The sequence below is a fragment of the Sphingomonas agri genome (genome assembly GCF_038148795.1).
Taxonomy (GTDB): domain Bacteria; phylum Pseudomonadota; class Alphaproteobacteria; order Sphingomonadales; family Sphingomonadaceae; genus Sphingomicrobium; species Sphingomicrobium agri.
Genome location: NZ_JBAPEU010000003.1, coordinates 442,971 through 467,603, shown reverse-complemented (window position 1 = coordinate 467,603; position 24,633 = coordinate 442,971). Strand labels below are relative to the sequence as shown.

Genomic DNA, 24,633 nt, shown 5'->3' with positions numbered 1-24,633 from the left:
TAAGACCGGTCGGGATTTCTGGAGCTGGATCCTTGGCAGCGGGTGGGATTCAGGCGGAAGCGGCGGCTGAAACCAGCCGATCTGCAAGCCAGATCGAAAAGAGAAAGCGCCCGTCCCAAGCGGGCGCTTTTTTTTGCTCGGGCGAAACGAGCCTGAAGCGCACGACGGCTGGCTTCGGGGATCCACCCGCGTTAGGCCGCGCCATGCTTCGCCAGATGAGCACCACGATCAACGTTCTGACGCCTACGCAAAACCTCGCCGAAGAAACACGCCCGAACGCGAGGATCATAGTCCACCTGGCGGACGCATGACCCTCGAATCCGTCCGCAGCTGGCTTGCAGCCAATGCGCGCGACCTTCCGCTGATCGAAGTCGCGGATAGCACCGCAACGGTCGACACCGCGGCAAAGGCCCTCGGTGTGGAATCAGGCCGCATCGCCAAGACCCTCGCGGTTCGCGCCGGTGATCACCTCTTCCTTCTGGTGACGCGCGGCAATGCCCGCCTCGATAATCGCAAGTGCAAGGACGAGCTGGGGGCAAGACCCCGGATGCTCGGCCCTGATGAGACACTGGACCTGACCGGCCATCCGGTAGGCGGCGTCTGTCCCTTTGGACTGAAGAACCCCCTGCCCGTCTATCTCGATGTTTCGCTGAAGGCCTTCGACGTAGTTTATCCGGCAGGCGGCTCGCTCAACACGTCGGTCAAGGTCCAGACCGAGCGGCTTTTCGAGCTGGTTGCCGACCGGTGGGTCGACCTATGCCGATTGTCCGAACAGACGGGCGACGTCTAGCTCCGCCGGAGTGACCTCAGGGACGGGCCAGGGCGCCCCGGTGATGAGGGATGAAGCGATCGAAGCCATTGCCGGTGACGTCTGGAGGCCAAATCCGCCCTGACCGGCAAGCCAGAAAAAACCCTCCTGATCGGGCGCGAAGCCGACGGCGGGATGCTTGTCCCGCGTGAACGATCGAAGGCCAGCCCAGCGGCTGTGGATACGATCGACCTTGACGATGGTGCGTTCCTCCATCCGGAACGCTGCGAGCGCCACTTCATATTCGTCGGGCTGGGCGTCGCACGCTTCGCTCGGCACCTCGTCCATGGGCGACGCGAAGAGGCGTCCGCTTTCCGGCGCAAAGTAGAGTTCGTCGCCGATCGTCTTGGCGAACGGCAGCCCGTCGAGCCGGATGCCGGAGGGTGCATCGAAGGTGATGATCGTTCGGCGCTTGGGTTCGATTGCGATCGTGCGGGCGCCGGCAAGGCGGGCCACGTGGTCGGCCCAGGAACCGGCGGCGTTCACGAGGATGGGCGCACGATAAGTGTCGCCTTTTTCGCTCGTAACCGTCCAGCAGCCGTTCGAGCGGGCGATCTTGCCTGCGCGCTGGCCGGTCTCGAGCGTGCCGCGATTGCCCTTCAGTTGCTTGAGATTGCCTTGAAGAAGCGCATGAGGGTCGAGGCGGATGCCGTTGCGGTCAGCGATCGCGTGGACGGCATCGTCCTTCAGAAGGGGACAAAGTTCGTGCACCCCGTGCCGGTCGAGCCGCTCGATCTTCGCAAAGGGCCGGATCTCGGCCTCGAGCGCATCAAGCTCTTCGCGTTCGTCCTCGCGCCCGTGGACCAAGACCGGCATGCGATGGCCAAGCGGACCGATGAAATCGGCAGGAGGATTTTCGAAGAATGGTCGGCTGGCGAGGGTCAGGGCCCGCACCAGGCGGTCGCCGAGCGCGTAATGGACCATCGTCGCGCTCCGCCCGGAGGAATGATAGCCGATCTGCTCCTCGGCCTCGAGGACGCTCACCCGTGCGTGTGTCGAGAGCTCCGCCGCGGCCGAAAGGCCGGCGATCCCGCCGCCAATGACGATAATATCAGTGCTGTTCATTGGACTCAGGCGGCGTTGAGACGTTCGTTTACGACCTTGCCGTCCTTGGTCAGGCGGATAGCCTTGACGATCTCATCGTCATCGGGAAGCGCTGGCCGGCGCTGTTCCGCGTCCCAGAACGCCGAAAGGAAGTTGTAGAGATTGCGAGAGAACAGTGCCGACGCGTCGGCAGCAAGGCTTCGCGCGAGGTTCGAAGCGCCGATGATGATGACGCCGTGTCTCTCGCTCCGCTCGCCGCTGATGGTTCCCTCGACATTTCCGCCGGCGTCGGCGGCAAGATCGACGATCACGCTGCCGCGCCGCATCGACGCAACCTGCTCGTCGCTGATGAGGCGCGGCGCAGGCCGGCCCGGAATGAGAGCAGTGGTGATCACGATGTCCTGCTTGGCGAGGTGACCGGAGACGAGCTCGGCCTGCGCTTTCTGATATTCTTCGGACATCTCGGTAGCGTAGCCGCCCGCGCCCTCACCCTCGATCCCGGCGACATTCTCGACGAAGATGGGCTTGGCACCGAGCGATTGTATCTGCTCCCTCGTCGCCGAGCGGACGTCGGTTGCACTCACCTGGGCTCCAAGTCGCCGGGCAGTTGCGATCGCCTGGAGCCCGGCAACGCCGACGCCCATGATGAACACCTTGGCCGGACTGACTGTCCCCGCTGCAGTCATCATCATCGGGAAGGCGCGTCCATAAGTGGCGGCCGCCTCGACGACGGCCTTGTAGCCGGCAAGGTTCGACTGCGACGACAATATGTCCATGGACTGCGCCCGCGTAATTCGGGGCATCCATTCCATCGCCATCGCCTCAAGATTAGCCGCGGCATAGGCCTCGATCGCTTCGCGCCGACGCAAGGGGTCTAGCGCAGCAACCAGGAGCGCGCCCGCCTCCGCTCCTTTCAGCGAATTGGGGTCGGGCCCATTGACCGCCAGGATGATCCCGGCGCCCCGGAGCGTCTCGAGGCGGGACCCGATCTTCGCTCCGGCGGCCTCGAAGTCGCCGTCGCCGACCGCGGCGCCTTCGCCTGCCGCGGCTTCCACCGCGACTTCGGCTCCTAGAGACGTAAATTTCTTGACGGTCTCCGGAATGGCCGCACAGCGCGTGTCGGCCGCCTCCTTCAGGACCGCGATCTTCATGAGCTTATTTCAGGATCAGGAGCACGATGAAGCCGACGATGAGGCAGGCGATAGCCCCATATTTCAGCAATCGCGTGAAGCGCGTGTAGTCGGCCACATGCACGGCGACGTCCTGTGTAGGCGGGCTCACCAGGATGGGCTCTTCTTCGGCCATTCAATTTTCCCCTTCGCGGAACGGTGCGTGGAAGCGTCCATAACAAGGCAGTGGGCATCGCCCAAGCCCCTGAACCTCAGGCATCAGGCAGTTAAGGCGACCTTTACCCCTCCTCACCTAGGATGGCGCTTCGGAAGGCCATCCATCCATGCGTGAAGAACCCACACGTTCGCTGTTACTGCTTGACTCAAATCCCGAGGAGCGTCGGCTCATCTCGGCGATCGCTGGCCGTGCCGGATGGAGCGTCGTTGGTGCCGCTGACGAGGAAATGGCCGCGGCCCTCCTCCAAGGCCCGCACGGCCGCGAGGTGCTCGCCGTGTTGCTCGGAAGCTGGGATGCCGAGCGCGGACCCCAGCTGATTGCCGCGCTTCGCGAGGACCGTGCGAACCTGCCCGTCATCGTTCTCTCCCATGGCGATACCGTCTCGGTTGCGGTCGAGGCAATGCGCGCCGGCGCCTCGGACTTCCTTGTCCGGCCCGTCGCGCCTGAGCGCCTCCTCGAAGCGCTGGCGGCAAATGCAGATCGCCGCCGCGCCGCCGGAGAGCTTGCCCCTGTTTCTGAAAAGCTCGCGCCACCGCTGGCTCTCGAGCAATTGATCGGCGCGGCTCCGGAATTTCGGGCGGCGCTTGCAGTTGCTGCCAAGTCGGCGCGCAACCGTCTTCCGGTCTTGATCGTGGGTGAACCTGGAACCGGCAAGGAGACTGTTGCGCGCGCAATTCACAGCGCGAGCCTCAGGGCAAAGGGTCCTCTCATCGAGCTCGATTGCAAGGCGGTCGCCGCAAACATCATCGACAGCGAATTGTTCGGGCATGAAAAAGGCGCTTTCCCGGGGGCCTTTACCGCCAAGACGGGAAAGCTCGTCCAATCCGACGGCGGCACCCTCGTCCTGGACGAGGTAGGCTGCCTTTCCGAAGAGACGCAGGAACTGCTCGATCGCGTGCTTGCGACGGGTGAGGTGCGACCTGTGGGCCTCAACGGAAGCTATTCGGTCGACGTTCGCATCATCGCCACGAGCAGCCGGCCGCTCCCGGAAAATTTCCATCGCGGTCTCGCCGAGCGGATCGCCGCAACAACGGTGAACCTGCCGCCCCTTCGTGAACGCAGCGCCGACATTCCCTCGCTCGCTCGCCATTTGCTTCAGCGGCTCGCCGACCAGACCAGTCTCAAACCCCTGTCGATCGGCAATGACGCGCTTGCGGTGCTGATGCGCTACGGCTGGCCGGGTAACGTGCGCCAGCTCGCTGGAGTGCTGTTCAGGGCTGCATTGCAATGCGAGGAGAGTTCGCTCACCGCGCAGCATTTCCCGCATATCGCGATCCAGTCACGTTATACTGCCCGGCGCACCGACTTCGGGCCCACGATCAGCGAAGCTCGGAGCGAAGAGGTCATCGCCGACGCGCCCGGCGTCACGCTCTACCGGACGGATGGCCACCTGCGCTCGCTCGAGGAAATCGAAGCGGACATCATCCGCCTCGCCATCGGTCACTACCGGGGCCGTATGACAGAAGTCGCGCGCCGGCTCGGAATCGGTCGTTCGACCCTCTACCGCAAACTCGGAGAGCTTGGGATCGACACCGCCGCCTAGAGGCGCGGGGTCAGTGCCTGGTCGCGCATTCCGCGCCATATGCGAAGCGCCTGCAACGTCTCGAAGACGTCGTGCACGCGGATGATCTGCACCCCCTGCTCCGCGGCCTTCACGGCAAAGGCGATGCTTCCCGCGAGCCTCTTGTCCACCGGCGCCTCGCCCGAAAGAGCACCGATCGTCCGCTTCCGGCTTGCGCCGACGACGAGCGGACAACCAAGCGAATGAAAAAGCGCAAGGCCGTTCATCAACTCAAGATTGTGCGCGACGTTCTTCCCGAAACCGAAACCCGGGTCGACGAGGATCCGTTCGGGTGCAACGCCTGCGTCGACTGCGGCCTCGATGCGCTCCTCGAGCCAGACATAGATTTCGACGAGCAGATCATCATATCGCGGATCTTCCTGCATCACCTCGGGATCGCCGCGGTGATGCATCAGGACAACGGGGACGTTCAGGCCCGCGGCAACTTCCCTCGAACGGCTATCGTAGGTGAGCGCCGACACGTCATTGATCATTCGTGCGCCGGCCTGGACTGCTGACGTCATGACGTCAGCCTTGCGCGTATCCACCGAAACGGCCGCACCCCCGGCTGAGAGCTGACGGATGACGGGCACCACGCGGTCGATTTCGTCACCTTCCCAGATCGAGCGCGCTCCGGGCCTCGTGGATTCGCCTCCCACGTCGATGATTGCGGCGCCCTCGGCGGCCATTTGAGCTCCGGCCTCCGCTGCAGCAGAAGAATCACGAAACTGGCCGCCGTCGGAAAAACTGTCGGGAGTGGCGTTAACGATAGCCATCACCTGCGGCTGGTCGAGCGGTACGGTCCGCTGGCCAAGCTTAAGCGGCGCACGCAGGCTGGTGAGCAGGCGCCACTGTTCAGCCATTCCGTCATCGAACCGCGCTTCGATGCCCTCTACCGGAACGAGTTCGGTGCCGGTGCGCCGATGCCCCTCGACATGAATGAGCTCGACCATTGCGAACCAGTTCATGCCACCTGCGAGGCGCGCGACCTTCCCGTCATGACCAAAGGGACTGTCCACGAAGGCGGTCGGGCGAAGAAGCGTGCGCAAGGCTATTTGCCAAGGCCCAGCGGCGATTGGCCAACCGGTTCAGAAGTTGATTGGGGCTCGCGTTCCTCCAGCGGGTTCAGCCACCTCGCTATGCCTGAGCCGACGCTCACCTGCGGATTTGAGGGTTCCAGCTGGTCCCGGTCTTCGGCAGCGCCAATCAATATCATTGCCCTTCTTAGCTGAGTATCCAGCGGTAAGGGCTGGCGAAAAGCGTGATTGATCAATGCATCCCCAAAAAAGGTCCAATCATTGCCGGCCTTGCAGCCGAATGACGAACGATCGGCCGCGGCCGCGGTAACGACGATGCTGCTTGAATCCCTGAGTTGCGGGATGAACTGCCCCGAGAAACAAGCCTGGAGGATGAGCAGGCGATTCTTGATCCCGAGTGACCTTAGGACTTCGGCAAGACGGGCGGGCGAAATCAAGCCGCCGCCACGTTGAAGGTCTTTGTAGACGAGGCCCATGCCGGGCTCGCCGTGGCTTGTGCTGTAGAGCACGAGCACGTCCTCGTCCCTGTCCATGAGCTCGGCGACGCGCGCGAGCGCAAGTTCAAGCGTGTGAGGCGAGCCGGGGGCGTCTGCCTTGCTTGCACCCTCATCGTTAGCGAGCACGATGGTGTGACCGGTGGCATCGAAACGGCTCGCAAGGACCCGCCCTGCTTCCCTCGCCTCACGCGAAAAGACCGGATCACCGTCGAGCGCGACTACAACGACATAGGCATCGACAACGCCAGGCCGCTGCGGTTTCAGGGCTGCAAGGGCAGAATCGATCCTTCTGTGTTCGGCAAGCTGCTGAGCGGGAGCCTCGGGAAGCGCCGCATATTCGGCCTGCTGCGCAAGCGCCGCCGAGGCGGCTGACAGCAGGAACGCCGCACCGATCAATGGCTCAACAGCAAGTCGCGACAATCGAGGCTCCACGCATCTACAATCATCTGCTGCCCGGGGCTGCGCAAGCGCTAAGCAAGCGCTGACAGGTGCTGCTGACGAACTGCGTCGAGAAGGGTGAGGACGCGAGCCTGCGAGACATGCCAGAAGGTCCAGCCATTACACGATGGTGCATTCTGAAGAGCCGCGCCGACCTTGTGGATGGAGCCCGAGTGGCCCTCGCATGCAATCGACCCGTCCGCGCGGACCGTTGCCGACCAACGGCGCTTTGCATCGGTCAGCGTCGTACCTGGAGGAACCATCCCGTTCTCCACGAGCACTCCGAACGCGACGCGCGGCTGATCGCGCTTGTCAGTGACCGTCAGCATCGCGCTTTCATCGAGCGGCAGGGTCGAATTGATGCGCTCCTGCGCGACCTTCACATAAGCGGTCTCTCGCTCGATCCCGATCCAGCGGCGGCCGAGACGCCGAGCGACCGCACCCGTCGTTCCCGTCCCGAAAAAGGGATCGAGAACGACGTCTCCGGGCTTCGTGCAGGCGAGCAGGATCCGATAGAGCAGGGCCTCGGGTTTTTGCGTCGGATGCGCCTTTGCACCGTCGGCACCCTTGACCCGTTCACCCCCCGAGCAAATCGGCAAGAGCCAGTCGGATCGCATCTGGAGGTCGTCGTTCAATGCCTTCATCGCGCGATAATTGAAGGTGTATCCCGACTTCTCGTCCTTCGCGCACCAGATGAGCGTCTCATGCGCATTAGTGAATCGCGTCCCCCTGAAATTGGGCATCGGGTTCGTCTTGCGCCAGACGATGTCGTTGAGGATCCAGAAGTCAGCGTCCTGAAGCAATGCGCCCACGCGATAGATGTTGTGATAGCTCCCGATCACCCAGATCGTGCCGTCGTCCTTGAGGATGCGGCGGGCCTGCTCAAGCCAGTCCCGGGTGAAATTGTCATAGGCGGCGAGGCTCTCGAACTTGTCCCACTCGTCGTCGACCGCGGCGACGCGTCCGCCCTCGGGACGAAAGAGATCGCCCCCAAGCTGTAGATTGTAAGGCGGATCGGCGAAGATCATGTCGATCGATCTGTCGGGCAGGCGCGCCATCTTTTCGATGCAGTCGCCTTGCAGGATCTTGTCGAGCGGAAGCTCGCGTTCGACCGTTTTGGCTCCGCGATAGCTCCCGGGCTGCTCCGCGATGCGGGCGATGAGATTCATATGACCGTCTGCCCCCTGGTGAGCGGCGAACGTGAGTCACGGCGGACTCGCGGTCAAGGAATCAAGCGTTAACGACCCTTTGTGGCACCCACTGGCTCAGGCGGCGGGGCGGGCCTGTTCCACAACATGTTGAGTCGGCTGAAGGGGTCGAGACTCAAGCGCTTGTGGGTGTGACTCGAAGGACTCGCCTTCATGAATTTCGAAGTCCAACTCCGGACGGGAGTCCTTTTCGATTGCCGCACGCACGGTTGGGAAGCTCCGGCGGTGCAGCGGGGTCGGTCCCAGCGCGTGAAGCGCCCGCCAATGGGCCGGCGTCCCATAACCGCGGTTCGTCTCCCAGCCGTAGCCGGGATATTCCTTTGCGAAATCGGCCATGATGCGGTCGCGCGTCACCTTGGCGATGATCGAGGCGGCAGCGATCGAGCGGCACTTGGCGTCGCCCTCGACAATGGCCTTCGAGGGGCGCTGCCACTTGGGGCAGGCATTGCCGTCGACGAGCACCCAGGCGGGCTCGAGGCCCAGAGCCTCGACCGCGCGCGTCATCGCGAGCATTCGGGCCCAGTAGATGTTGATCTGGTCGATTTCCTCGACGCTCGCGATGCCAACGCCCCAAGCTGAACATTTGACCAGCTTTGCATAGATGGCTTCGCGCCTTTCAAGCGGCAGGTTCTTGCTGTCGTCGATACCGCGGGGAAATCGATCACGATCGAGGATACAGGCTGCCGCCACCACGGGACCCGCAAGCGGCGCACAACCGGCCTCGTCGACACCGGCGAGAGGCTGGGGAAAATCGAGCTCGAGCTTGAAGGAGCAGCGCCGCGGCATCGGGGCAAGCCTATGGAGCCGCCAGCCGAGTCGCCAGTGGGTGCCTCCAAATTTTTGTGGATCAGTCCATGCGCCAGGGCGGGAAACGCCGCGATTCCCCGGCCTTGTAGAAGAAGATGATATTGCCGTCGGGATCGCGAAGGCGCGCCTCGCGCCACATCCAGGGCTGGTTTCTGGGTCCGTGCTCGAACGTAATTCCACTGCGGGCAAGCTGTTCCACCCGCTGGTCGAGATCGTCGCACTCGAAATAGATGGCAGTCGTGGCGATGATCTTCTCTTCAGGGTCGATCTGAACCGAGAAGGTCACGCCGCCGTAGGTCTCGAAGCGCGCATAGCCGGTGTCCGGACTGTCCACGATCTGCATGAGGCCAAGACGTCGATAAAAATCGACTGAACGCTCGTAGTTGGTACCGGTCACCGTCACCTGGTTCAGTCGCGGGCCGTCTCCGACATCGAGCCTAACCCGCGCATGTCCCAGGGGACCAGTCCCCTCGCCGAGGCCTGGCGCGTCGTGAAGCGCGAGGCGGACGAATTCGCGCGCTCGCGCAACGGCGTCAGCAAGGCTCGCGCCGCGGGCAAGGAAGAATGCGATGGCGCTTGCAAGCGTACAGCCTGTCCCGTGGGTGCTAGTGGTGTCGATCCGCTGGCCCTGCCAGCTTGTCATATTGTCTTCTTCGATGAGGGCGTCTGCGAGTGCATCCCCTTCGTCGTGGCCACCCTTGATGAGCACTGCGCAGCCGTGCGCGCCTACCAGATGAAGCGCTGCCGTTACCGGATCCTCTTCCAGCGTAAGCCGCTTCAGCTCGGGAAGGTTGGGCGTAGTGATGGTCGCAACGTCCATCAGCCGGCCGAACGCGGCGATCGTTGCATCATCCGCCAGGGCGGATCCGCTGGAAGCGACCATCACCGGATCAAAGACGATCGGGATCCCGGGCTGCTCGGCCTTGAGACGGTCGAGGCGTTTTGCGACCTGCTCGGCAGCAAAGGCGCCGCCGATCATTCCGATCTTTACCGCGTCAACTCCGATATCGCCGACAACCGCTTCGATTTGGGCGAGAATCATTTCGGCGGGGACCGGGTGGATGGCGCTGACCCCGGTCGTGTTCTGCGCAGTGATTGCGCTGATCGCCGTCATCGGGTGACCGCCCAGCATGGTTACGGTCTTTATGTCGGCCTGAATGCCTGCGCCGCCGCCCGAATCAGAGCCGGCGATGATCAGGATCCGAGCCGTCGGCGTCACGCTACCCGCCTTCGACCCCCGCCCTGGGGCGAAGTTTTCCATGTGCACGGTATCGTGGTTAGGCTGAGAATTCCAAAGAAAGGGTTCACGCCGCGGTCCGGACAGCCTCGCAGATATCCTCGACAACGCGCTCAACCAGCGCGGGGTCGTCGCCTTCCGCCATGACCCGGATAAGCGGTTCAGTACCGGACTTTCGGATGACGAGCCGCCCTCTTCCCTCAAGCTCCGCCTCGGCTGCCGCGATACGGCTTCTCACTCTGTCCGTTTCGAGCGGCTCGCTGCCGCCACTGAAACGAACATTCTTGAGAAGCTGCGGCAGCGGCTCGAACTGGTTCAGGAGTTCGCTTGCCGGCGCCTCATGCTCGACCAGCGAGGCAAGGACCTGGAGAGCAGCAACCAGCCCGTCTCCCGTCGTCGCGTGGTCGGCAAGGATGATATGCCCCGACTGTTCGCCGCCGACGTTGCAGCCGCGCAGGCGCATCTCCTCGAGTACGTAGCGATCACCGACCTTGGTTCTCAAAAGCGTCAGGCCCGCTTCGCCCAGTTTCCGCTCCAGTCCGAGATTTGACATGACAGTCGCGACCACCGCATCGCCCTTGAGCTCGCCGCGCGCCTGGAGACCAAGCGCAATGAGGGCCATCAGCTGGTCGCCGTCAACGATGCGTCCTTTCTCGTCGACCACGATCAGCCGGTCGGCATCCCCGTCCAGTGCAAGGCCGATATCGGCACCGCTCGCGAGCACCGTCTCCTGCAGCAGTTCGGGGTGTGTCGAGCCGCAACGGTCGTTGATGTTGAGACCATCAGGCGAAACGCCAAGAGGAATGACTTCCGCTCCAAGCTCCCACAGCGCTTCGGGGGCGACATGATATGCGGCGCCGTTGGCGCAATCGAGAACGACCTTGAGACCGTCAAGCCGCAGGTGCTCTGGAAAGGTCGATTTTGCAAAGTGGATATAGCGTCCGCGCGCATCGTCGATCCGGCGCGCGCGTCCGATCATTTCCGACTTGGCAAGCCTCGGTTCCTTTTCCAGGCGCCGTTCGATCGCCCGTTCGTCCTCGTCGCTCAGCTTGTAGCCGTCAGGGCCAAACAGCTTGATTCCATTGTCGGCGAACGGATTGTGGGAGGCCGAGATCATCACGCCGATGTCTGCGCGCATTGACCGGGTCAGCATCGCGACTGCAGGCGTCGGCATCGGGCCGAGCAGCACGACATCCATGCCGACACTGGTGAAGCCCGCGACCATCGCTGATTCCATCATGTAGCCGGAAAGCCGCGTATCCTTGCCGATCACGACCCGGTGACGGTGGTCCCCGCGCAGAAAGTGTGCGCCTGCCGCCTGGCCGACGCGAAGCGCAGTCTCGGCCGTCATCGGTTCAAGGTTGGTCGTGCCGCGGATGCCGTCGGTGCCGAAGAATTTGCGTGTCATCACGGCGCCTTTAGCGCGCTTAGCCGATCCAGCGCCAGATTCCGGCAGGGACGGGATGAATCCAGGTCGCAAGCAGGTACAGCAGCGTGCCGCCGCCCAGGGCGACTGTGCCGGGATAGGCAAGTCCGCGCGCAAAGGGCACGAACGCTGTCTGGGCCGTCCAGCCATGCCAGTTTACGCGCGGCTGCGCAGACTTTTTCCGATCCTGCGCCGCAGCTCCTGCGAGAGCCAGAATGATGATTGCCCCGTCGAAGACCAGGGCCTTGGGCATGCCAAGGATCATCAGGTGGACCCCTGCCCACAATGCGAAGCTCCACATCATCGGGTGACGGGTGATGGCAAGTACGCCTCTGGGCCGTCCCGCGGGCAAGGGCGAACCGACGAGCGCCGGGTTGCCGAAGAAGGAGCCGACGAACAGGATCGAGGCCAACCACATGAGCAAGGTTCCGGCGATCCACCCCGCTTCGCCGGCATCCCAAAGGGGCGGTTCCCGGCCGATGACCCGATAGAAATAGACCATCAGCCCGAAGGTGACGAGCGCGACCAGCGAATAGAGGCCGCGGAAGGTGGCTTCGCCAGCAAGTTGGACAAGCCGCCGGCGAAGAGGATGCGAAAGAAGGAAATGCATTCCGACGAACGCAATCGACGACAGGAAAAGTCCGGCCTGCGGCGTCAATGTCGGTAGGCTTCCGGAAGATCGCGCCGCGGCAGGTAGCGGTAGCGGTCGCGAAGTTTTGTCTGGTGTGTCTCGAGCGGCTGGCGAATTCCGTCGATGAAGACCTGCTCGGCTGCACTCGTGCCTTCGAGTGGGTCGCCTGACCAGATGACGAGATCGGCGCGACGCCCGGCCGCAAGGCTTCCGAACTCACCACCCATGCCGATTGCTTCGGCAGGGCGCGAGGTGATCATGGCGAGCGCCTCGCCCCAGTCGACGCCCTTGGCGCCGGGGACCTTCTGCAGGCCGACCAGATTGCCCGCATACTGGCGTTCCATGAAGAGATTGCGGGTGTCGTTATCGTCGATCATGCCGATCGCGACCTTGACGCCTGCAGAGCGCATGCGCCCGACATTCGACTGGGTGGCGGCGATCTGCTCGAACGAGGCCGGCAGATCGTTCACTGCTGAAGCAATGACCGGAATGCCCGCCCGAGCGATCCTGTCAGCGACCATCCAGCCTTCGCTCGCACCGACGAGAACAATCTTCAGCGCCTGGAAATCCGCCTTGAGACCGAGAACCTGGAGAATGTCACTCGCCCGCTCGACGTGCACGAAGAGATATTGCCGTCCCTGAAGGACCGGAACGAGGGCTACCGCATCAAAGCGCGTCAGCAGGACGTCCTGACTGCGCCTGGCATCGGCACTGTAAATCCTCGATTCGTTGGGATTGCGAACCACCGGCCGGCCCGGCCCTTCGGGGGCGGCCCCGGATGAAGCTGCAATCGAGGGAGCGTAGCGACCAAGCTCTGCTGCTTCGCGAAGAGCATTGCGGAACATGACATGCGCTGACGCGCGCGATCCGCCCGCCTTGCCGGCCCCCGTTTCCCCGAGTTCGACGAACTGGAACTTCCGTGCAGCAGTGACCGGATCCATGTCCGCCCCGGTATCGATCACCGCGCCCTGCCCGGCGAAGATATTCTTTCCGGCATTGGGCGCGACAAGGGCGCGCGTAACGCCGTCGGCGCGGTTCACCGCGATCGTCGTGTCCAGCGGGTTGATCGCGGGAGTTATGTCGATGGCGGCATTGAACGGGCCATCTGAGGTCGTGTCGTCGGCGCTCCCCGACGTATCGGACCGTCCGCCGCCATCTTCGCGGCTCGCCGTGAGGTCGACCTCGGCAAGACCAAGACGGGAGAAGCCGGCAACAATGCCGGGGGTCACCCATTTGCCTGTCGCGTCGATCACTCGGGTTCCGGGAGGAAGCTTCATCCGGACATCGCCTGCAGCGAGAATGCGACCGTCGCGAACCACGACCGTGCCGTTGGGAATTGGCTGGGAGCCGTCCCCCAGTGCAACCATGCCGCCCGTGACGACAAAGGTCTCCGCTGCAAGCGGACTGGAAGCGGCCAGGAGCAGGAGTGCAAGACCGCGGATCATTTCGTGTCTCCCTCCCCTGGCTGGCCGAGCTCGAAGTCGCTTATCGGCCGGCGTTTCGGATCGTTGGCGTCGTACATCAGTGCACCGTCAATCCAGACGAGCTGAGGTCGGGTGTAATCACTGAACGGGTCACCGTTCCACAATACGACGTCGGCCATCTTGCCAGGGGCAAGAGTTCCGGTCCGGTCGAGGATACCAAGCGCCTTGGCGGGATTTCGGCTGAGCCATTCCCAGGCCACCGCTTCGCTAAGGTTCGGGATTCCGGCGCGGATCCCGTCGGAGAGCGCCTTGGCGGCCTCCTGGTTGAGACGCTGGATGTAGTTGGGATCATCCGAGTGAACGATCGCGCACGCCCCGGCATTATGGACGAGCGGGATATTCTCCTTGATCGCGTCATAACTTTCCATCTTGAAGCCGTACCAATCGGCCCACATCACCGCGCAGATATCGTTGGCGGCAAGAAGGTCGGCGATTTTGTAGGCTTCGACGGCGTGATGAAAGGCGGTCACGTGATAGCCGAACTCCTTCGACATATCGATCATGTTGGCCATTTCATCGGCACGGTAGCAGTGGTTCTGGACGAGGATCTTGCCCTCGAGAACGCCCTTCAGCGTGTCCATCGCAAGATCCCGCTCGGGCATGTCGCCGCCGTTTTTGTAATATTTGTCCCACTTGCGCTTATATTCCTGGGCCTTGATCCACGTCTCGCGGGTCAGCGCGATATTGCCCATGCGCGTCTGCGGCATGTTGTCCTTGGAGCCGTAGACCCGCTTGGGGTTTTCACCGCACGCCATCTTGAGCCCGTAGGGTGCTCCGGGGAACTTCATTCCCTGAACGGTCCTTGCGGGAACGTTCTTGAGGACGACCGACCGGCCACCGAACAGATTGGCCGATCCGGGGAGCACCTGGAGCGTCGTCACGCCCCCATTGGCCAGCGCCCGGCTGAACCCTGGATCCTGCGGCCAGACGCTGTGCTCGGCCCAGACTTCCGGCCGCACCGGAGAGGTCGCCTCATTGCCATCCGACAGCGAGGAAACGCCTGGCGAGGGATAATCACCAAGGTGGCTGTGCACGTCGATGATGCCCGGCGTCAGGAACTTGCCAGTTCCGTCGATCTCGACTGCGCCGGCGGGCGCCGCGAGCCCGGGGCCCCCAACCGCTTGGATGACGCCGTTGGCAAGGAGAACGGTGCCGTCGTTTATCTGTCTCCCCTCGCCGTCGAACACCGTTGCATGGCGGATCACGGTCTGGATGCCGGGATAGCGCACGTAGGTCGATGGATAGGGATCCTCGTTGATCCGCACGGGCGGCGCCGGATGCGTCGTTGCGCAGCCCGCGAGGAATGCAGCAGCAAGAGCCGTAGCAAGGATGCGCATCCTCATTTCACCCCGTGCATCAGTTTTTTCAGCCATGGCGAAATCGCGAGCAGGATCACGCCGGCCAGCATGGTGAGTTCACCTCCTGTCATGAACGTGTGCGCATAGGTCTCGAGCGCCAGCTGCGGATTGGTGACCTCGCCTCCCACCGTCTGGACCGAGGCGGCCTGCGCGGCCGCACCGGCGAGATACTCGCCGATAGAGATGGACAGGAACCAGACGCCCATCATCATCCCGACGACCCGAGCGATCGACAGCTTGGTGATCATGCTGAGGCCGACCGGCGAAATGCACAGCTCGGCAATCGAATGGAGGAAATAGGTCAGCACCAGCCACCACAATGCCACTCGGAAATCCGCGTTCGCGGTGGTGCGGCTCCATGCAAGAACCACGAACCCGAGGCCCACCAGGAGCAACGCAATTCCAAATTTCACCTGGATCGAGGGCTCCCATCCTTTCTTTGCAAGGGCAAGCCAAAGCCAGCTGACGATGGGCGCGAAAATCACGATGGTGATTGGATTGAAATTCTGAGTTTGCGGCGCGGAAATCGGAATTCCGAAGAGTTCGAGCGTCGTGTTGCTGTCGGCAAACAAGGTCAGCGATGAGGCGGCCTGCTCGAACAGGGTCCAGAAGGTCACGTTGAAGATCACGAGGATGATTGCAGCGAGCATCATCTGGAACTCGGCTTTGGATCCCGTGCGCCACGACCAGATCGGAATGCCGATGATTGCTGCAAGAAAGGTGACGAAAAGGACCTTTCCAAGAAACGGCGTTGCAACGAGATAGCCCCAGAGGCCGCTTCCGGGCTCCGCCTGCGGCGTGTTCATGACGTTACGGAAGATGAGCCAGAACAGGGGAACTGAGGCAATCGACAGGATGTAGATCAGCAAGGCCCTGTCGGGACCGCTGCGTTTCGGCGGCTCGCCGTAACCCGCGAGGCGCCCCCCATCGAACTGGATGAGCGCATAACCGATCAGCATACCGACGACGACGATTGCAAAACCCGCCCACCAGCCGAACCAGTTGACGAAGATCGGGCACAGGATCTGAGACCCGATCGAGCCGACGTTGATGCCCATGTAGAAGATGGTGAAGCCGGCGTCGCGGCGTCTGTCCCCTTTCTTGTAGAGCGAGCCGACGATGGTCGAGATATTCGGCTTGAAGAAGCCATTGCCAATGACAATGAGGCTGAGCGCAATCAGCATCAACGTAAGGTAGAAGGGCGAGCGCTCGGCTCCCGGCTGGAACGCCTCCTTCGCGACGGATCTGGCTACCGCACCGTTGTCGGAAACAAGCTGCACCGAGCCGTCGGGCATTCCGCGGATCGAGAGACGCTGGCCATTGGCGACGACCCACTGCTTGTTGTTCGTCGAATCGAGGAGCGAGCCGCCGTGCTCGGCCTGGACTTCGTAGCGGTGCCCATCGATCGTCGCATAGGGTTTCGCCTGGTCGCCTCCAAAACACAGCAGTAGGTAGCCCACGGCCATGACGAGCGCGCCCCATTTCACAGAGCGCTTTGATCCGAGATAATAATCCGCGAGCCAGCCGCCGATCACCGGGGTCAGGTAGACGAGGCTGAGATACCCCCCGACGATGCCGCTAGCCTGATATTGCTCGAGCAGGAAATGCTTGACGAGATAGAGGACGAGCAGGGCCCGCATACCGTAAAAGCCGAACCGCTCCCACATCTCGATCGAGAAAAGGCGGGCGAGCTGGCGCGGATGCCCCATCCAGGTCTTCTCGGCAGAGGGATCGACATGCGTAATGTCGGGCGAGGACGGCGCTTCCGCGCCGGGCGTGTCGACCATTGAATTCTCCCCAGGACGCCCGAAGGCGCAGCGACGCGAACGTAACGACCAAATTCGCCTTGTGAAGCCGATTGTTGCGGTCGACGGTGCCGCCTATTCGGACGAGCGATGCTGAACGATCGAACTTCCGCCCTTTCGCTGCTCGAGACGCGCCGCTCGGGAAAACCCCGTGAACTCATCGGTTCCGGACCCACCCCAAGCGAACTCGAGCATATCCTCACCATCGCCGCGCGGGTTCCCGATCACGGGAAGCTTCACCCGTGGCGGTTCGTCACCGTGGCAGACAGTGAGCGCGATGCCTTTGGCGCGCTGCTGCGCACTGCCCTCGCCGAACATGACCCCTGCGCCACTATTGCCCATCACCAGAAGGAGGACGAGTTCGCTCATTATGCGGGACAGCTGGTAATACTGGTCTCAGCACCCGTGCACGAACACAAGATTCCGGTGTGGGAACAGGAGCTGTCATGCGGCAGCGTCGCCATGAACTTGCTCTTGGGCGCCCACGCGCTTGGCTATGTCGGGGGATGGGTGACGGGCTGGCGCGCCTATTCGCCGCGGGTGAATTCTGCATTCTGCAGCGCGGGGGAACGGATTGCGGGCTTCATCTTCATCGGCAAACCCGCCCGCGAACTTGAGGAACGCGAACGGCCGGACCTTGCGGCGATCACCACGGCTTGGAATCCATCCTCGCCATCGAACGGCTAACATATTGAAAATCTTTGCGAGCCGCTGTATTAGTACAGCATGACGCTCCGCACACAGCATGACAAACCGGTCTACGTCCGTCTTCGCGAGACGATTGCCGATGCAATCGTCACCGGCAAATATGGCGACGGTGATCCCCTTCCTTCGGTGAGAGCACTGGCCGCCGAGGAACAGGCGAACCCGCTGACGGTCGCCAAGGCCTATCAGGGCTTCCAGGATGAAGGACTTATCGTCGTGAAGCGCGGGGTCGGAATGTTCGTCGCGCCCGGAGCAAGGGCGCGCCTCAGCGAATCGGAACGCACCCGCTTTCTCAAGGAAGAATGGCCCGAGATTCGAGCTCGCATGCGGCGGCTCGGGATCAGCCCGGGCGAACTCATGGAGAATGAGCGCGCCTGATATTCCGATGCGCTTCAGAATGCTCTAGCCGCGCCCGAATGGAGACGCGGATCCTCCCTTACGGGGATGACGGCATTGAGGAAGCTGCGCGACTCATTCTCGCCGGGGAAGCCGTCGCCGTGCCCACCGAGACGGTCTACGGATTGGCTGCCGATGCAACCAACGGCGCGGCCGTTGCCAAGATCTACGAGGCAAAGGGGCGACCCAGCTTCAATCCGCTTATCGTGCATGTCCCCGACGTTCATTTCGCGCAGTCGCTTGGCTTTTTCGATGAGGCGGCACTCATGCTTGCGGAGCGCCACTGGCCAGGGCCCCTCACCCTCGTCGTCCCGCTCCGCGAAGGTGCCGGAATCGCCTCGATCGTGACCGCTGGCCTTCCAACCATCGGGCTTCGGGTCCCCGCGCATCCCGCGATGCAGGCGCTGCTTCGACGCGTGAACCGGCCGCTCGCTGCTCCCTCCGCTAATGCGAGCGGAGCAATCAGCCCGACCCGCGCGGAACATGTCGCGGCGAGCCTTGGAGGAAGAATAGCGCTCATCATCGATGGCGGACCGACGATTCACGGCCTTGAATCGACCATCGTTGCGGCAACCGGCGGACCTCTCCGCCTGCTTCGGCCGGGCCCCGTCGACGTTTCCGCAGCGCCGGACGCCGGAGAGAAGATCGAGGCGCCTGGCCAGCTTGCAAGTCATTATGCGCCGTCCAAGCCACTGCGGATCAATGCCGCGGCTGCAGAAGCGGACGAATTCCTGATCGGCTTCGGCGATGTCGAAGGGGATGCAAACCTCAGCCCGTCGGCGGACCTCGTCGAAGCCGCCTCCCGGCTCTTCGACCTGCTGCACCGCGCCGACGAAGCGGCGAAGCGGAGGATCGCGGTTGCGCCAATCCCGCAGGTCGGTCTCGGCGCAGCGATCAACGACCGCCTGAAGCGGGCCGCGGCCTAGACGGTAGCGGCACTCTTGGTGCGCGCCTGGAAGCTCTTGCGCAGCTTCTGGAGCTTGGGCGGGATGGTCGCGAGGCAATAGGGATTGCGCTGTCCTTCGCCGGCCCAATAGTCCTGATGGTAATTCTCGGCCGGATACCATTCGCTTTTGGGTTCGATGGTCGTGACCACACGTCCGCCAAGGTCCGCGTTGGCACGTGCAAGGGCATCGCGCGCACGTCGTTCCTGGTCCTCGTCCTGGGGAAAGATCGCCGAACGGTATTGCGTACCAACGTCATTGCCCTGGCGGTTGAGCTGGGTCGGGTCGTGAGTCCCGAAGAAGACATCGAGGAGATTATCGTAGCTGATCTCATCGGGATCGAAGGTAACACGGATTGCCTCGGCATGGCCTGTATCGCCGCCGCAGACCTGCTTGTAAGTGGGGTTAGGAACCGTCCCCCCGGTGTAGCCGCTTTCCACCGACTTCACCCCGACGACGTCGAGAAAGACCGCTTCGGTGCACCAGAAGCATCCGCCTGCGAGGACTGCGACTTGTTCGGCCATGCTTCCGCTCCTTGCTGTGATCGAAGCGGAAAATAGGAGCGATCAGGAGTCTTTGTAAGACGCCTTCAGGCTGGCGAGCTCGAGGCGCTTGCCCACCCATTCTGAAAGCTCGTCGAAATCGAGCGGTTGATCGAAAACGATCCCGGCCCGGCGATCGCTGTACCACCGGACCTCGCCCTTGACCGGCTTTAGGCTCTCGACGACCACCAGCACCTTCTTGCCGACGCAATATTCGGCAATCGGTTCGACCTTGATGCCGCCAAGGGAAATGTCATGCACGTCGACCGTGTAATAGGTCTTGCCCACCCGGACCGAGGCCTTGCACGGGATTTCGAGCCTTGGCGGACGGGGACGGAAACCGTGGCGCGGCTTGCGGCCCGCAAGTAGCTCGCCGAGGTCGACATTCTGGTCGAATTTGAAGCCTGCCATTTCTTCGCGGGTCCAGACCACGGTCGCCGGGATCCGCTGGGACGAGAGCTCAACGTGGACCTTTTCGCCAACCTGCGGTGCACGGGTGACGATCGCCATGACGCCGCCCGCCGACAGGTTCTTGACCTTGATCAGCTGCTCGTATCCGTCGGCCTGGGTGAGCTTGCCGACCCGAAGCATGGCCGAAAGGCGCTCGTCGGCTCGCCTCTCGGCCGGCCGCGGAACGGCCGTCGAGAGAGACACGGTCGTCGACTCGAATGCAGCATCGCTGCTGCTGAATGCCTGACCGGAAAACTTCCTACGGATAAGATCCGCGAACATGCTGAAAACCGCCTCCAGTTGACGCGAGACTGCACCAAATTGTGACTTTATTTGAGACGCGGTTAAAAAGGCGTTGAGAAAGCTTGATCTCAGGCGTTGATGCTGCGTACGCCGTGAGAGGGGAGAAAAGAGTTCATGCCGCAGCCCCGCCTGCTGCTGATCGACGACGAACCGGTCTTGGCCGATTATCTCGCCAACGCCGCAAGAGCATGCGGTTTCGAGCCCATCATCTGCCAGCGCGATGACGAGTTTCGCGAGATTTTCATCTCCGCCCGTCCTGAAATGGTGGCGCTCGACCTTGGAATGCCGGTCGACGGTGTCGAGCTGATCAGGTTTCTCGCCGACCAGAAATATCGCGGGCCCGTCCTCATCGTGAGCGGCTTCGACCGGCGCGTCCTCGAGTCGGCCTTTCGCCTGGGCGAAGCGCTCGGTCTCACGATGGCAGGACCGATCGAAAAGCCTGTCCGCCTCGAAGTACTCGAGGACCTTCTTTCCAAACTCAGGGCGACGTTGGTCCCGTGAGCCCGGCCGCCGAGCTCCAGCTGATCGATGGCCTTCAGCGCGCGCTCGAAGGTCAGCAGTTGCACATGGTCTACCAGCCCAAGGTGTCGCTCCGCGACGGCGGCCTGAGGCAGGTGGAGGCGCTTGTCAGATGGCAGGACCCGGAACTGGGTGCGGTAAAGCCCTCGGATTTCGTGCCGCTCGCGGAAGAGCATGGCCTCATTGACGAGCTCACGCACTGGGGCCTGAGGCGCATATTGCGCCAGTGGCTCGAATGGCGCGACCAGGACATCGACACATCCATCGCCTTCAATATCTCGGCGCTCAGCCTTCAGCATCTCGACTTTCCGGACCTCGTCGAGCGCATGTGCCGCGCGCTCGGCGTACCGAGCGACCGGTTGGTGCTCGAGCTGACCGAAGGCTCCACCCAGCCTCTTGTGAAGCTCATGGACGCACTGACGAGGTTTCGGATCAAGGGCATCGGTCTTGCGATCGACGATTTCGGGACGGGCTATTCCTCGCTGATGCAGCTTCGCCAGCTTCCCTTCACCGAGGTCAAGATCGACCAGGCCTTCGTCGCAGACGCCCCTTATTCGCGCGATTCGCGGCTCATCATCCAGGCAGTGACCGATCTTGCCCATGGCCTCGGGCTCACCACCACGGCCGAGGGAGTCGAGACCATCGAGCAGTTGCGGCTCATCCGGGAACTCGGCTGCGACTGTGTACAGGGTTATCTCGTTTCCGCGCCGATCCAGGCGAATGCGCTCAAGTCCTGGATCCAGAAGTTTCGCCGTGCGTGGCCGGCAATGATCGCCGAGGAGAAGCTTGCGCTATGGCCCGACGTCGAAACGGATTCCCTGGGCGAGCGGCAGGTCTGACCCGAAATTGATCGTGTTGGTCTGGCGGCGCATGTAAGCGCGCCAGCTGTCGGAACCGCTCTCGCGTCCGCCGCCGGTTTCCTTCTCACCGCCGAACGCGCCGCCGATTTCCGCCCCCGACGGTCCGACGTTGACGTTGGCAATTCCGCAATCGGAGCCGCGCGGTGACAGGAACAGCTCCGCCTCGCGAAGATCATTGGTGAAGATCGACGAGGAAAGCCCCTGCGGTACGCCATTGTTGAGCGCGATCGCCTCCTCGATATCCCGGTAGCGCAGCACGTACAGGATCGGGGCAAATGTTTCCTTGAGGACGCTGCCCTCCTGCGCAGTGGCCTCCACGAGCGCTGGTCTCACATAATAGCCGCCCGGGACCGCATCGACCCTTTCAACGTCGTCGCCGATCACCTCGCGCATCGCGTTGAAGGCCGCTTCGTCGATCAGCGGCCCGATTAAGGTGTCGGAATGCCTCGGGTCGCCGATCTTCACGAGGCCGAAGAGGCTTTTGACACGTGTTGCGAGCTCGTCCGCGATGCTTTCGTGGACGATCAGCCGGCGCAGGCTCGTGCAGCGCTGCCCTGCGGTGCCCGCGGCCGAAAAGAGAATGGCGCGGGTCGCCAGTTCAAGATCAGCGCTCGGAGCAACGATCGTCGCGTTGTTTCCCCCAAGCTCGAGAAGGGCCCGGGCAAACCGGCCGGCCACGCGCGGCCCGACCTCCCTTCCCATTGCCGTTGAGCCCGTCGCCGACACGAGGGCGATCGCCGCCTCGTCGACGAGCGCTTCTCCGATCTCGCGCTCGCCCTGGACGAGCTCGACCAGTCCATCAGGCACATCGCCAAACCGCTCGGACGCCCGGCGCACGATCGCCATGACGAGTTCCGCACAAAGCGGAGTTTTCTCGCTCGGTTTCCAGATTACGGGGTTGCCGCACACCAGCGCCAGCGCGGCATTCCACGCCCAGACCGCCACCGGAAAGTTGAAGGCGCTGATCACCAGCACCGGGCCGAGGGGATGCCATTGCTCCATCATCCGATGATTGGGGCGCTCGCTCGCGATCGTGAGGCCATAGAGCTGCCGAGAGAGACCGACTGCGAAGTCGCAGATATCGATCATCTCCTGGACTTCGCCGAGGCTCTCCTGGATGATCTTCCCGCTCTCGAGCGTCACGAGCTTCGCAAGGACCGGCTTTGCCTCGCGCAGATATTCGCCGAGCACCCGTACCAGTTCCCCCCGCCGCGGTGCCGGAACCCGCCGCCACTCCAGGAAGGCACGCGCGGCTCGCTCCGCGGCCCGGCCCGGATCGCCGACCGTCACCCTGCCGATGGCGCTTCCATCGATGGGAGAGAAACTCGCAAGCCGCCCGCCGCTTCCGATACCGGCAAGATCGAGAATGCTGGCTGCTTCATCGGCCGGAGTCATCGGAACAATTCCCTCGCCCTTGCCATCGCTTCAATACCAGCGTCGATGGTTTCGTCCTTCTTGGCAAAACACAGCCGCACGAAATGCTGGGGCGCGTCACGATCTGCAAAGGGTGAGAGCGGGATAACCGCCACGCCAGCCTGTTCCACCGCGGCGCTGGCAAAGGCCTCATCGTCCATGGCCAGCCCCGATGCCGCAAGGTCGACGCACAGGAAATAGGTCGAGACAGGATCGAAAACGGCATAGCCCGCTTCCCGCAAGCCGGCGGCGAGCCGGTCACGCGCGCGCCTGAACCTTGCGCGCATGGGCGTCAGCCACCGATCCCCGTCGTTCAGTCCGAAGGCCGCGGCAGCCTGGAGGTTTGGAGCAGTGGAGAAGGTCAGGAACTGGTGCGCCCGTGCGACGACGTTGACGAGTTCGGGCACCGCGACCATCCAGCCCACTTTCCAGCCGGTGAGAGAGAAGATCTTTCCCGCAGACCCGACCTTGATGGTCCGCTCCATCATGCCGGGTAGTGAAGCGATCGGCCGGAACTCGTCGCCATCGAGAAGGACGTGCTCCCAGACTTCATCGCTGATTACGATGAGGTCGCGCTCTCTTGCGAGCGAGGCGACCGCTTCCAGCTCCTCGCTCCCGAACAGGCGGCCAGTAGGATTGTGCGGGTTGTTGAGTATGATCGCGCGCGTCTTGGGACCGACCGCAGCTTCGAGCCTTTTGCGGTCGATCCGCCATTGGGGCGGCTGGAGCGCCACCTCGACAGCGATTGCCCCTGCTCTCCTTATGGTCGGCGCGTAGCTGTCATAGGCCGGGGTAAAGATGACGACCTCGTCGCCCGGTTCGATTGCAGCGAAAATCGCCGCGCCGAGCGCCTCGGTCGCACCGCTGGTCACGCACACGTGATCGGCGGTCAGCTCCTGCCCGAAGTGCCTGCTGTAGTGGTCTGCGACCGCGGTTCGAAGCCCCGGCAGGCCGCGCGAAGGGGCATATTGATTGGAACATTCCACCAGGGCGCGGGCGGCCGCTTCGAGGATCTCGGAAGGCCAGCCGAAGTCCGGAAAGCCCTGGCCAAGATTGATCGCGCCGGTTCGTGCCGCGGCAAGGGACATCCGCTCGAACACGCTCGTCTTCATCTGTTCGTAAAGCGGGTTCACGGCCTGCCCCTCCTTCGAACCGCAATAGCGGCGGGGTAAGCGGATGAAAGCAACTTTCACGCCTCAGCGCGAACGGGCTCTTCGTAAGAAGCACCAGCTTCGCTGCGCTATTTCTCGGCTAGCCGCCGAGTGCAGCCTCAATTCGGGCAAGGGGCGCCGCAAATGCTTGTTTTGCCATTCCCCAGATACCAAAGGACAATACGACAGCAATCGCTCCAACGCCCACAAACTCGAAGGCACGGCCCCGCAGCCGGGCATCGTCGGTCTTCTGACGAGGGAGCCTGCGGCGCTCGACGATGGTTCCATTGAACGCTACCAGCTGAAGAGCGCTGGACTGGCCGACGGACATGATTTCCTCGACCGGAAGCCGGTCATCCGTCGCAAGGCCGGCCCGCGCGCCGTCGCGCCAGACAACGCGCGCGACGATCACGTGATCTCCGCGGCGCAGCTCGACCTCGGTTCCCTCAGGACCGGCGCGGCCGGACTGGACCATGAGCCCGCGAGAGGAAATATTGAGGATGCACGCATCGCTCCACCTGGCGCCGCTCCGAAGGCGGGCGGGAAGGACGACGCGCCGGCGAAGCTCACGGGGGCGCTGACTCGGGTTCATCCTTGAAGCAAACATCTCCGCGCCGCTCTAGTTCGCCCCCAATGTCTGATCTTTAAAGTATTGCTCCGTA

General features: G+C 62.9%; 24 protein-coding genes and 1 pseudogene. 7 read left to right on the top strand and 18 right to left on the bottom strand.

Features of this window, described 5'->3' with window-relative positions; genetic code table 11:
- Positions 1-307: 307 nt before the first annotated feature.
- Positions 308-790, top strand: a complete 483-nt coding sequence (locus V8192_RS14445) for a YbaK/EbsC family protein (RefSeq protein WP_341633801.1) — start codon at positions 308-310, stop codon at positions 788-790.
- On the opposite strand, the gene V8192_RS14440 is transcribed toward V8192_RS14445, so the two are convergent.
- Genes V8192_RS14440 through V8192_RS14430 form a run of 3 tightly spaced genes read right to left on the bottom strand, consistent with a single transcriptional unit; the run spans position 755 to position 3,157 of the window.
- On the bottom strand, positions 755-1,873 hold the full coding sequence (locus V8192_RS14440) for an NAD(P)/FAD-dependent oxidoreductase (protein WP_341633800.1): 1,119 nt from the start codon (positions 1,871-1,873) through the stop codon (positions 755-757). The two genes, V8192_RS14445 and V8192_RS14440, sit on opposite strands and share 36 nt — an antisense overlap.
- Positions 1,874-1,878: 5 nt before the next feature.
- On the bottom strand, positions 1,879-3,003 hold the full coding sequence (locus tag V8192_RS14435; RefSeq protein WP_341633799.1) for an NAD(P) transhydrogenase subunit alpha: 1,125 nt from the start codon (positions 3,001-3,003) through the stop codon (positions 1,879-1,881).
- 4 nt (positions 3,004-3,007) lie between these two features.
- Positions 3,008-3,157 (bottom strand): hypothetical protein, encoded by a 150-nt coding sequence (locus V8192_RS14430; protein ID WP_341633798.1) that lies wholly within the window; start codon positions 3,155-3,157, stop codon positions 3,008-3,010.
- A 148-nt stretch (positions 3,158-3,305) separates the two neighbouring features.
- Between V8192_RS14430 and V8192_RS14425 the strand changes: the two genes are divergently transcribed.
- Positions 3,306-4,742 carry a sigma-54-dependent transcriptional regulator gene (locus V8192_RS14425; protein ID WP_341633797.1) on the top strand — a complete coding sequence of 479 codons (1,437 nt, stop codon included), beginning with the start codon at positions 3,306-3,308 and terminating at the stop codon, positions 4,740-4,742.
- On the opposite strand, the gene folP is transcribed toward V8192_RS14425, so the two are convergent.
- The 10 genes and pseudogenes from folP to V8192_RS14375 all read right to left on the bottom strand — a co-directional run bounded on the left by folP (position 4,739) and on the right by V8192_RS14375 (position 16,670).
- Positions 4,739-5,779: a dihydropteroate synthase gene (folP, locus tag V8192_RS14420; RefSeq protein ID WP_341633796.1), complete on the bottom strand. Its 1,041-nt coding sequence runs from the start codon at positions 5,777-5,779 to the stop codon at positions 4,739-4,741. The two genes, V8192_RS14425 and folP, sit on opposite strands and share 4 nt — an antisense overlap.
- Before the next feature lie 32 nt (positions 5,780-5,811).
- Positions 5,812-6,726, bottom strand: a complete 915-nt coding sequence (locus V8192_RS14415; protein ID WP_341633795.1) for a C13 family peptidase — start codon at positions 6,724-6,726, stop codon at positions 5,812-5,814.
- 38 nt (positions 6,727-6,764) lie between these two features.
- On the bottom strand, positions 6,765-7,901 hold the full coding sequence (locus V8192_RS14410) for a site-specific DNA-methyltransferase (RefSeq protein WP_341633794.1): 1,137 nt from the start codon (positions 7,899-7,901) through the stop codon (positions 6,765-6,767).
- A gap of 243 nt (positions 7,902-8,144) precedes the next feature.
- A pseudogene (gene rnhB, locus V8192_RS14405) lies at positions 8,145-8,726 on the bottom strand (ribonuclease HII); the annotation flags it as partial.
- 61 nt (positions 8,727-8,787) lie between these two features.
- Complete coding sequence (thiD, locus tag V8192_RS14400; RefSeq protein WP_341633793.1) at positions 8,788-9,966, bottom strand: bifunctional hydroxymethylpyrimidine kinase/phosphomethylpyrimidine kinase; 1,179 nt, start codon at positions 9,964-9,966, stop codon at positions 8,788-8,790.
- A gap of 85 nt (positions 9,967-10,051) precedes the next feature.
- The gene (gene glmM / locus V8192_RS14395; protein WP_341633792.1) at positions 10,052-11,392 is read right to left on the bottom strand and encodes a phosphoglucosamine mutase; all 1,341 of its coding nucleotides are present in this window, start codon (positions 11,390-11,392) and stop codon (positions 10,052-10,054) included.
- Between the two features lie 19 nt (positions 11,393-11,411).
- Positions 11,412-12,068: an NnrU family protein gene (locus tag V8192_RS14390; RefSeq protein ID WP_341633791.1), complete on the bottom strand. Its 657-nt coding sequence runs from the start codon at positions 12,066-12,068 to the stop codon at positions 11,412-11,414.
- Positions 12,065-13,486, bottom strand: a complete 1,422-nt coding sequence (locus V8192_RS14385; protein WP_341633790.1) for an amidohydrolase family protein — start codon at positions 13,484-13,486, stop codon at positions 12,065-12,067. Before V8192_RS14385 ends, V8192_RS14390 begins: the two co-directional genes overlap by 4 nt.
- Positions 13,483-14,868 carry an amidohydrolase gene (locus V8192_RS14380; protein ID WP_373276364.1) on the bottom strand — a complete coding sequence of 462 codons (1,386 nt, stop codon included), beginning with the start codon at positions 14,866-14,868 and terminating at the stop codon, positions 13,483-13,485. The genes V8192_RS14385 and V8192_RS14380 overlap by 4 nt, the downstream gene beginning before the upstream one ends.
- Positions 14,865-16,670, bottom strand: coding sequence for a peptide MFS transporter (locus V8192_RS14375; protein WP_341633789.1), 1,806 nt, complete (start codon positions 16,668-16,670; stop codon positions 14,865-14,867). The genes V8192_RS14380 and V8192_RS14375 overlap by 4 nt, the downstream gene beginning before the upstream one ends.
- A gap of 108 nt (positions 16,671-16,778) precedes the next feature.
- Here V8192_RS14375 and V8192_RS14370 point away from each other — a divergent pair, with 108 nt between their 5' ends.
- Genes V8192_RS14370 through V8192_RS14360 form a run of 3 tightly spaced genes read left to right on the top strand, consistent with a single transcriptional unit; the run spans position 16,779 to position 18,715 of the window.
- Positions 16,779-17,375 carry a nitroreductase family protein gene (locus tag V8192_RS14370; protein WP_341633788.1) on the top strand — a complete coding sequence of 199 codons (597 nt, stop codon included), beginning with the start codon at positions 16,779-16,781 and terminating at the stop codon, positions 17,373-17,375.
- Positions 17,376-17,414: 39 nt separating this feature from the next.
- Positions 17,415-17,771: a GntR family transcriptional regulator gene (locus V8192_RS14365; RefSeq protein ID WP_341633787.1), complete on the top strand. Its 357-nt coding sequence runs from the start codon at positions 17,415-17,417 to the stop codon at positions 17,769-17,771.
- Between the two features lie 38 nt (positions 17,772-17,809).
- Positions 17,810-18,715 (top strand): L-threonylcarbamoyladenylate synthase, encoded by a 906-nt coding sequence (locus tag V8192_RS14360; RefSeq protein WP_341633786.1) that lies wholly within the window; start codon positions 17,810-17,812, stop codon positions 18,713-18,715.
- Here the strand turns inward: V8192_RS14360 and msrA are convergent.
- Positions 18,712-19,257, bottom strand: coding sequence for a peptide-methionine (S)-S-oxide reductase MsrA (gene msrA / locus V8192_RS14355; RefSeq protein WP_341633785.1), 546 nt, complete (start codon positions 19,255-19,257; stop codon positions 18,712-18,714). The two genes, V8192_RS14360 and msrA, sit on opposite strands and share 4 nt — an antisense overlap.
- Positions 19,258-19,299: 42 nt before the next feature.
- Positions 19,300-20,007 carry a PilZ domain-containing protein gene (locus tag V8192_RS14350; RefSeq protein WP_341633784.1) on the bottom strand — a complete coding sequence of 236 codons (708 nt, stop codon included), beginning with the start codon at positions 20,005-20,007 and terminating at the stop codon, positions 19,300-19,302.
- A gap of 135 nt (positions 20,008-20,142) precedes the next feature.
- On the opposite strand from V8192_RS14350, the gene V8192_RS14345 reads away from it, so the two are divergent.
- Both V8192_RS14345 and V8192_RS14340 read left to right on the top strand, forming a co-directional pair.
- Entirely contained in the window at positions 20,143-20,529 is a 387-nt protein-coding gene (locus V8192_RS14345; protein ID WP_341633783.1) for a response regulator, read from the top strand.
- A complete protein-coding gene (locus tag V8192_RS14340; RefSeq protein ID WP_341633782.1) occupies positions 20,526-21,386 on the top strand; it encodes an EAL domain-containing protein in 861 nt (286 codons plus the stop codon). Before V8192_RS14345 ends, V8192_RS14340 begins: the two co-directional genes overlap by 4 nt.
- On the opposite strand, the gene amaB is transcribed toward V8192_RS14340, so the two are convergent.
- From amaB to V8192_RS14325, 3 genes are all read right to left on the bottom strand, one after another.
- On the bottom strand, positions 21,339-22,802 hold the full coding sequence (gene amaB, locus V8192_RS14335) for an L-piperidine-6-carboxylate dehydrogenase (RefSeq protein ID WP_341633781.1): 1,464 nt from the start codon (positions 22,800-22,802) through the stop codon (positions 21,339-21,341). The two genes, V8192_RS14340 and amaB, sit on opposite strands and share 48 nt — an antisense overlap.
- Positions 22,799-23,953, bottom strand: coding sequence for an aminotransferase (locus tag V8192_RS14330; RefSeq protein ID WP_341633780.1), 1,155 nt, complete (start codon positions 23,951-23,953; stop codon positions 22,799-22,801). Before V8192_RS14330 ends, amaB begins: the two co-directional genes overlap by 4 nt.
- A gap of 118 nt (positions 23,954-24,071) precedes the next feature.
- Positions 24,072-24,563 carry a PilZ domain-containing protein gene (locus V8192_RS14325; protein WP_341633779.1) on the bottom strand — a complete coding sequence of 164 codons (492 nt, stop codon included), beginning with the start codon at positions 24,561-24,563 and terminating at the stop codon, positions 24,072-24,074.
- Positions 24,564-24,633 lie beyond the last annotated feature (70 nt).

What these genes read in the sequence shown, in the direction of transcription:
- V8192_RS14445 (WP_341633801.1), top strand. Translation starts at nt 308, where the DNA reads ATGACCCTCGAATCCGTCCGCAGCTGGCTTGCAGCCAATGCGCGCGAC.
- V8192_RS14440 (WP_341633800.1), bottom strand. Translation starts at nt 1,873, where the DNA reads ATGAACAGCACTGATATTATCGTCATTGGCGGCGGGATCGCCGGCCTT.
- V8192_RS14435 (WP_341633799.1), bottom strand. Translation starts at nt 3,003, where the DNA reads ATGAAGATCGCGGTCCTGAAGGAGGCGGCCGACACGCGCTGTGCGGCC.
- V8192_RS14430 (WP_341633798.1), bottom strand. Translation starts at nt 3,157, where the DNA reads ATGGCCGAAGAAGAGCCCATCCTGGTGAGCCCGCCTACACAGGACGTC.
- V8192_RS14425 (WP_341633797.1), top strand. Translation starts at nt 3,306, where the DNA reads ATGCGTGAAGAACCCACACGTTCGCTGTTACTGCTTGACTCAAATCCC.
- V8192_RS14410 (WP_341633794.1), bottom strand. Translation starts at nt 7,901, where the DNA reads ATGAATCTCATCGCCCGCATCGCGGAGCAGCCCGGGAGCTATCGCGGA.
- glmM (WP_341633792.1), bottom strand. Translation starts at nt 11,392, where the DNA reads ATGACACGCAAATTCTTCGGCACCGACGGCATCCGCGGCACGACCAAC.
- V8192_RS14385 (WP_341633790.1), bottom strand. Translation starts at nt 13,486, where the DNA reads ATGATCCGCGGTCTTGCACTCCTGCTCCTGGCCGCTTCCAGTCCGCTT.
- V8192_RS14380 (WP_373276364.1), bottom strand. Translation starts at nt 14,868, where the DNA reads ATGAGGATGCGCATCCTTGCTACGGCTCTTGCTGCTGCATTCCTCGCG.
- V8192_RS14375 (WP_341633789.1), bottom strand. Translation starts at nt 16,670, where the DNA reads ATGGTCGACACGCCCGGCGCGGAAGCGCCGTCCTCGCCCGACATTACG.
- V8192_RS14370 (WP_341633788.1), top strand. Translation starts at nt 16,779, where the DNA reads ATGCTGAACGATCGAACTTCCGCCCTTTCGCTGCTCGAGACGCGCCGC.
- V8192_RS14365 (WP_341633787.1), top strand. Translation starts at nt 17,415, where the DNA reads ATGACGCTCCGCACACAGCATGACAAACCGGTCTACGTCCGTCTTCGC.
- V8192_RS14360 (WP_341633786.1), top strand. Translation starts at nt 17,810, where the DNA reads ATGGAGACGCGGATCCTCCCTTACGGGGATGACGGCATTGAGGAAGCT.
- msrA (WP_341633785.1), bottom strand. Translation starts at nt 19,257, where the DNA reads ATGGCCGAACAAGTCGCAGTCCTCGCAGGCGGATGCTTCTGGTGCACC.
- V8192_RS14350 (WP_341633784.1), bottom strand. Translation starts at nt 20,007, where the DNA reads ATGTTCGCGGATCTTATCCGTAGGAAGTTTTCCGGTCAGGCATTCAGC.
- V8192_RS14345 (WP_341633783.1), top strand. Translation starts at nt 20,143, where the DNA reads ATGCCGCAGCCCCGCCTGCTGCTGATCGACGACGAACCGGTCTTGGCC.
- amaB (WP_341633781.1), bottom strand. Translation starts at nt 22,802, where the DNA reads ATGACTCCGGCCGATGAAGCAGCCAGCATTCTCGATCTTGCCGGTATC.
- V8192_RS14325 (WP_341633779.1), bottom strand. Translation starts at nt 24,563, where the DNA reads ATGAACCCGAGTCAGCGCCCCCGTGAGCTTCGCCGGCGCGTCGTCCTT.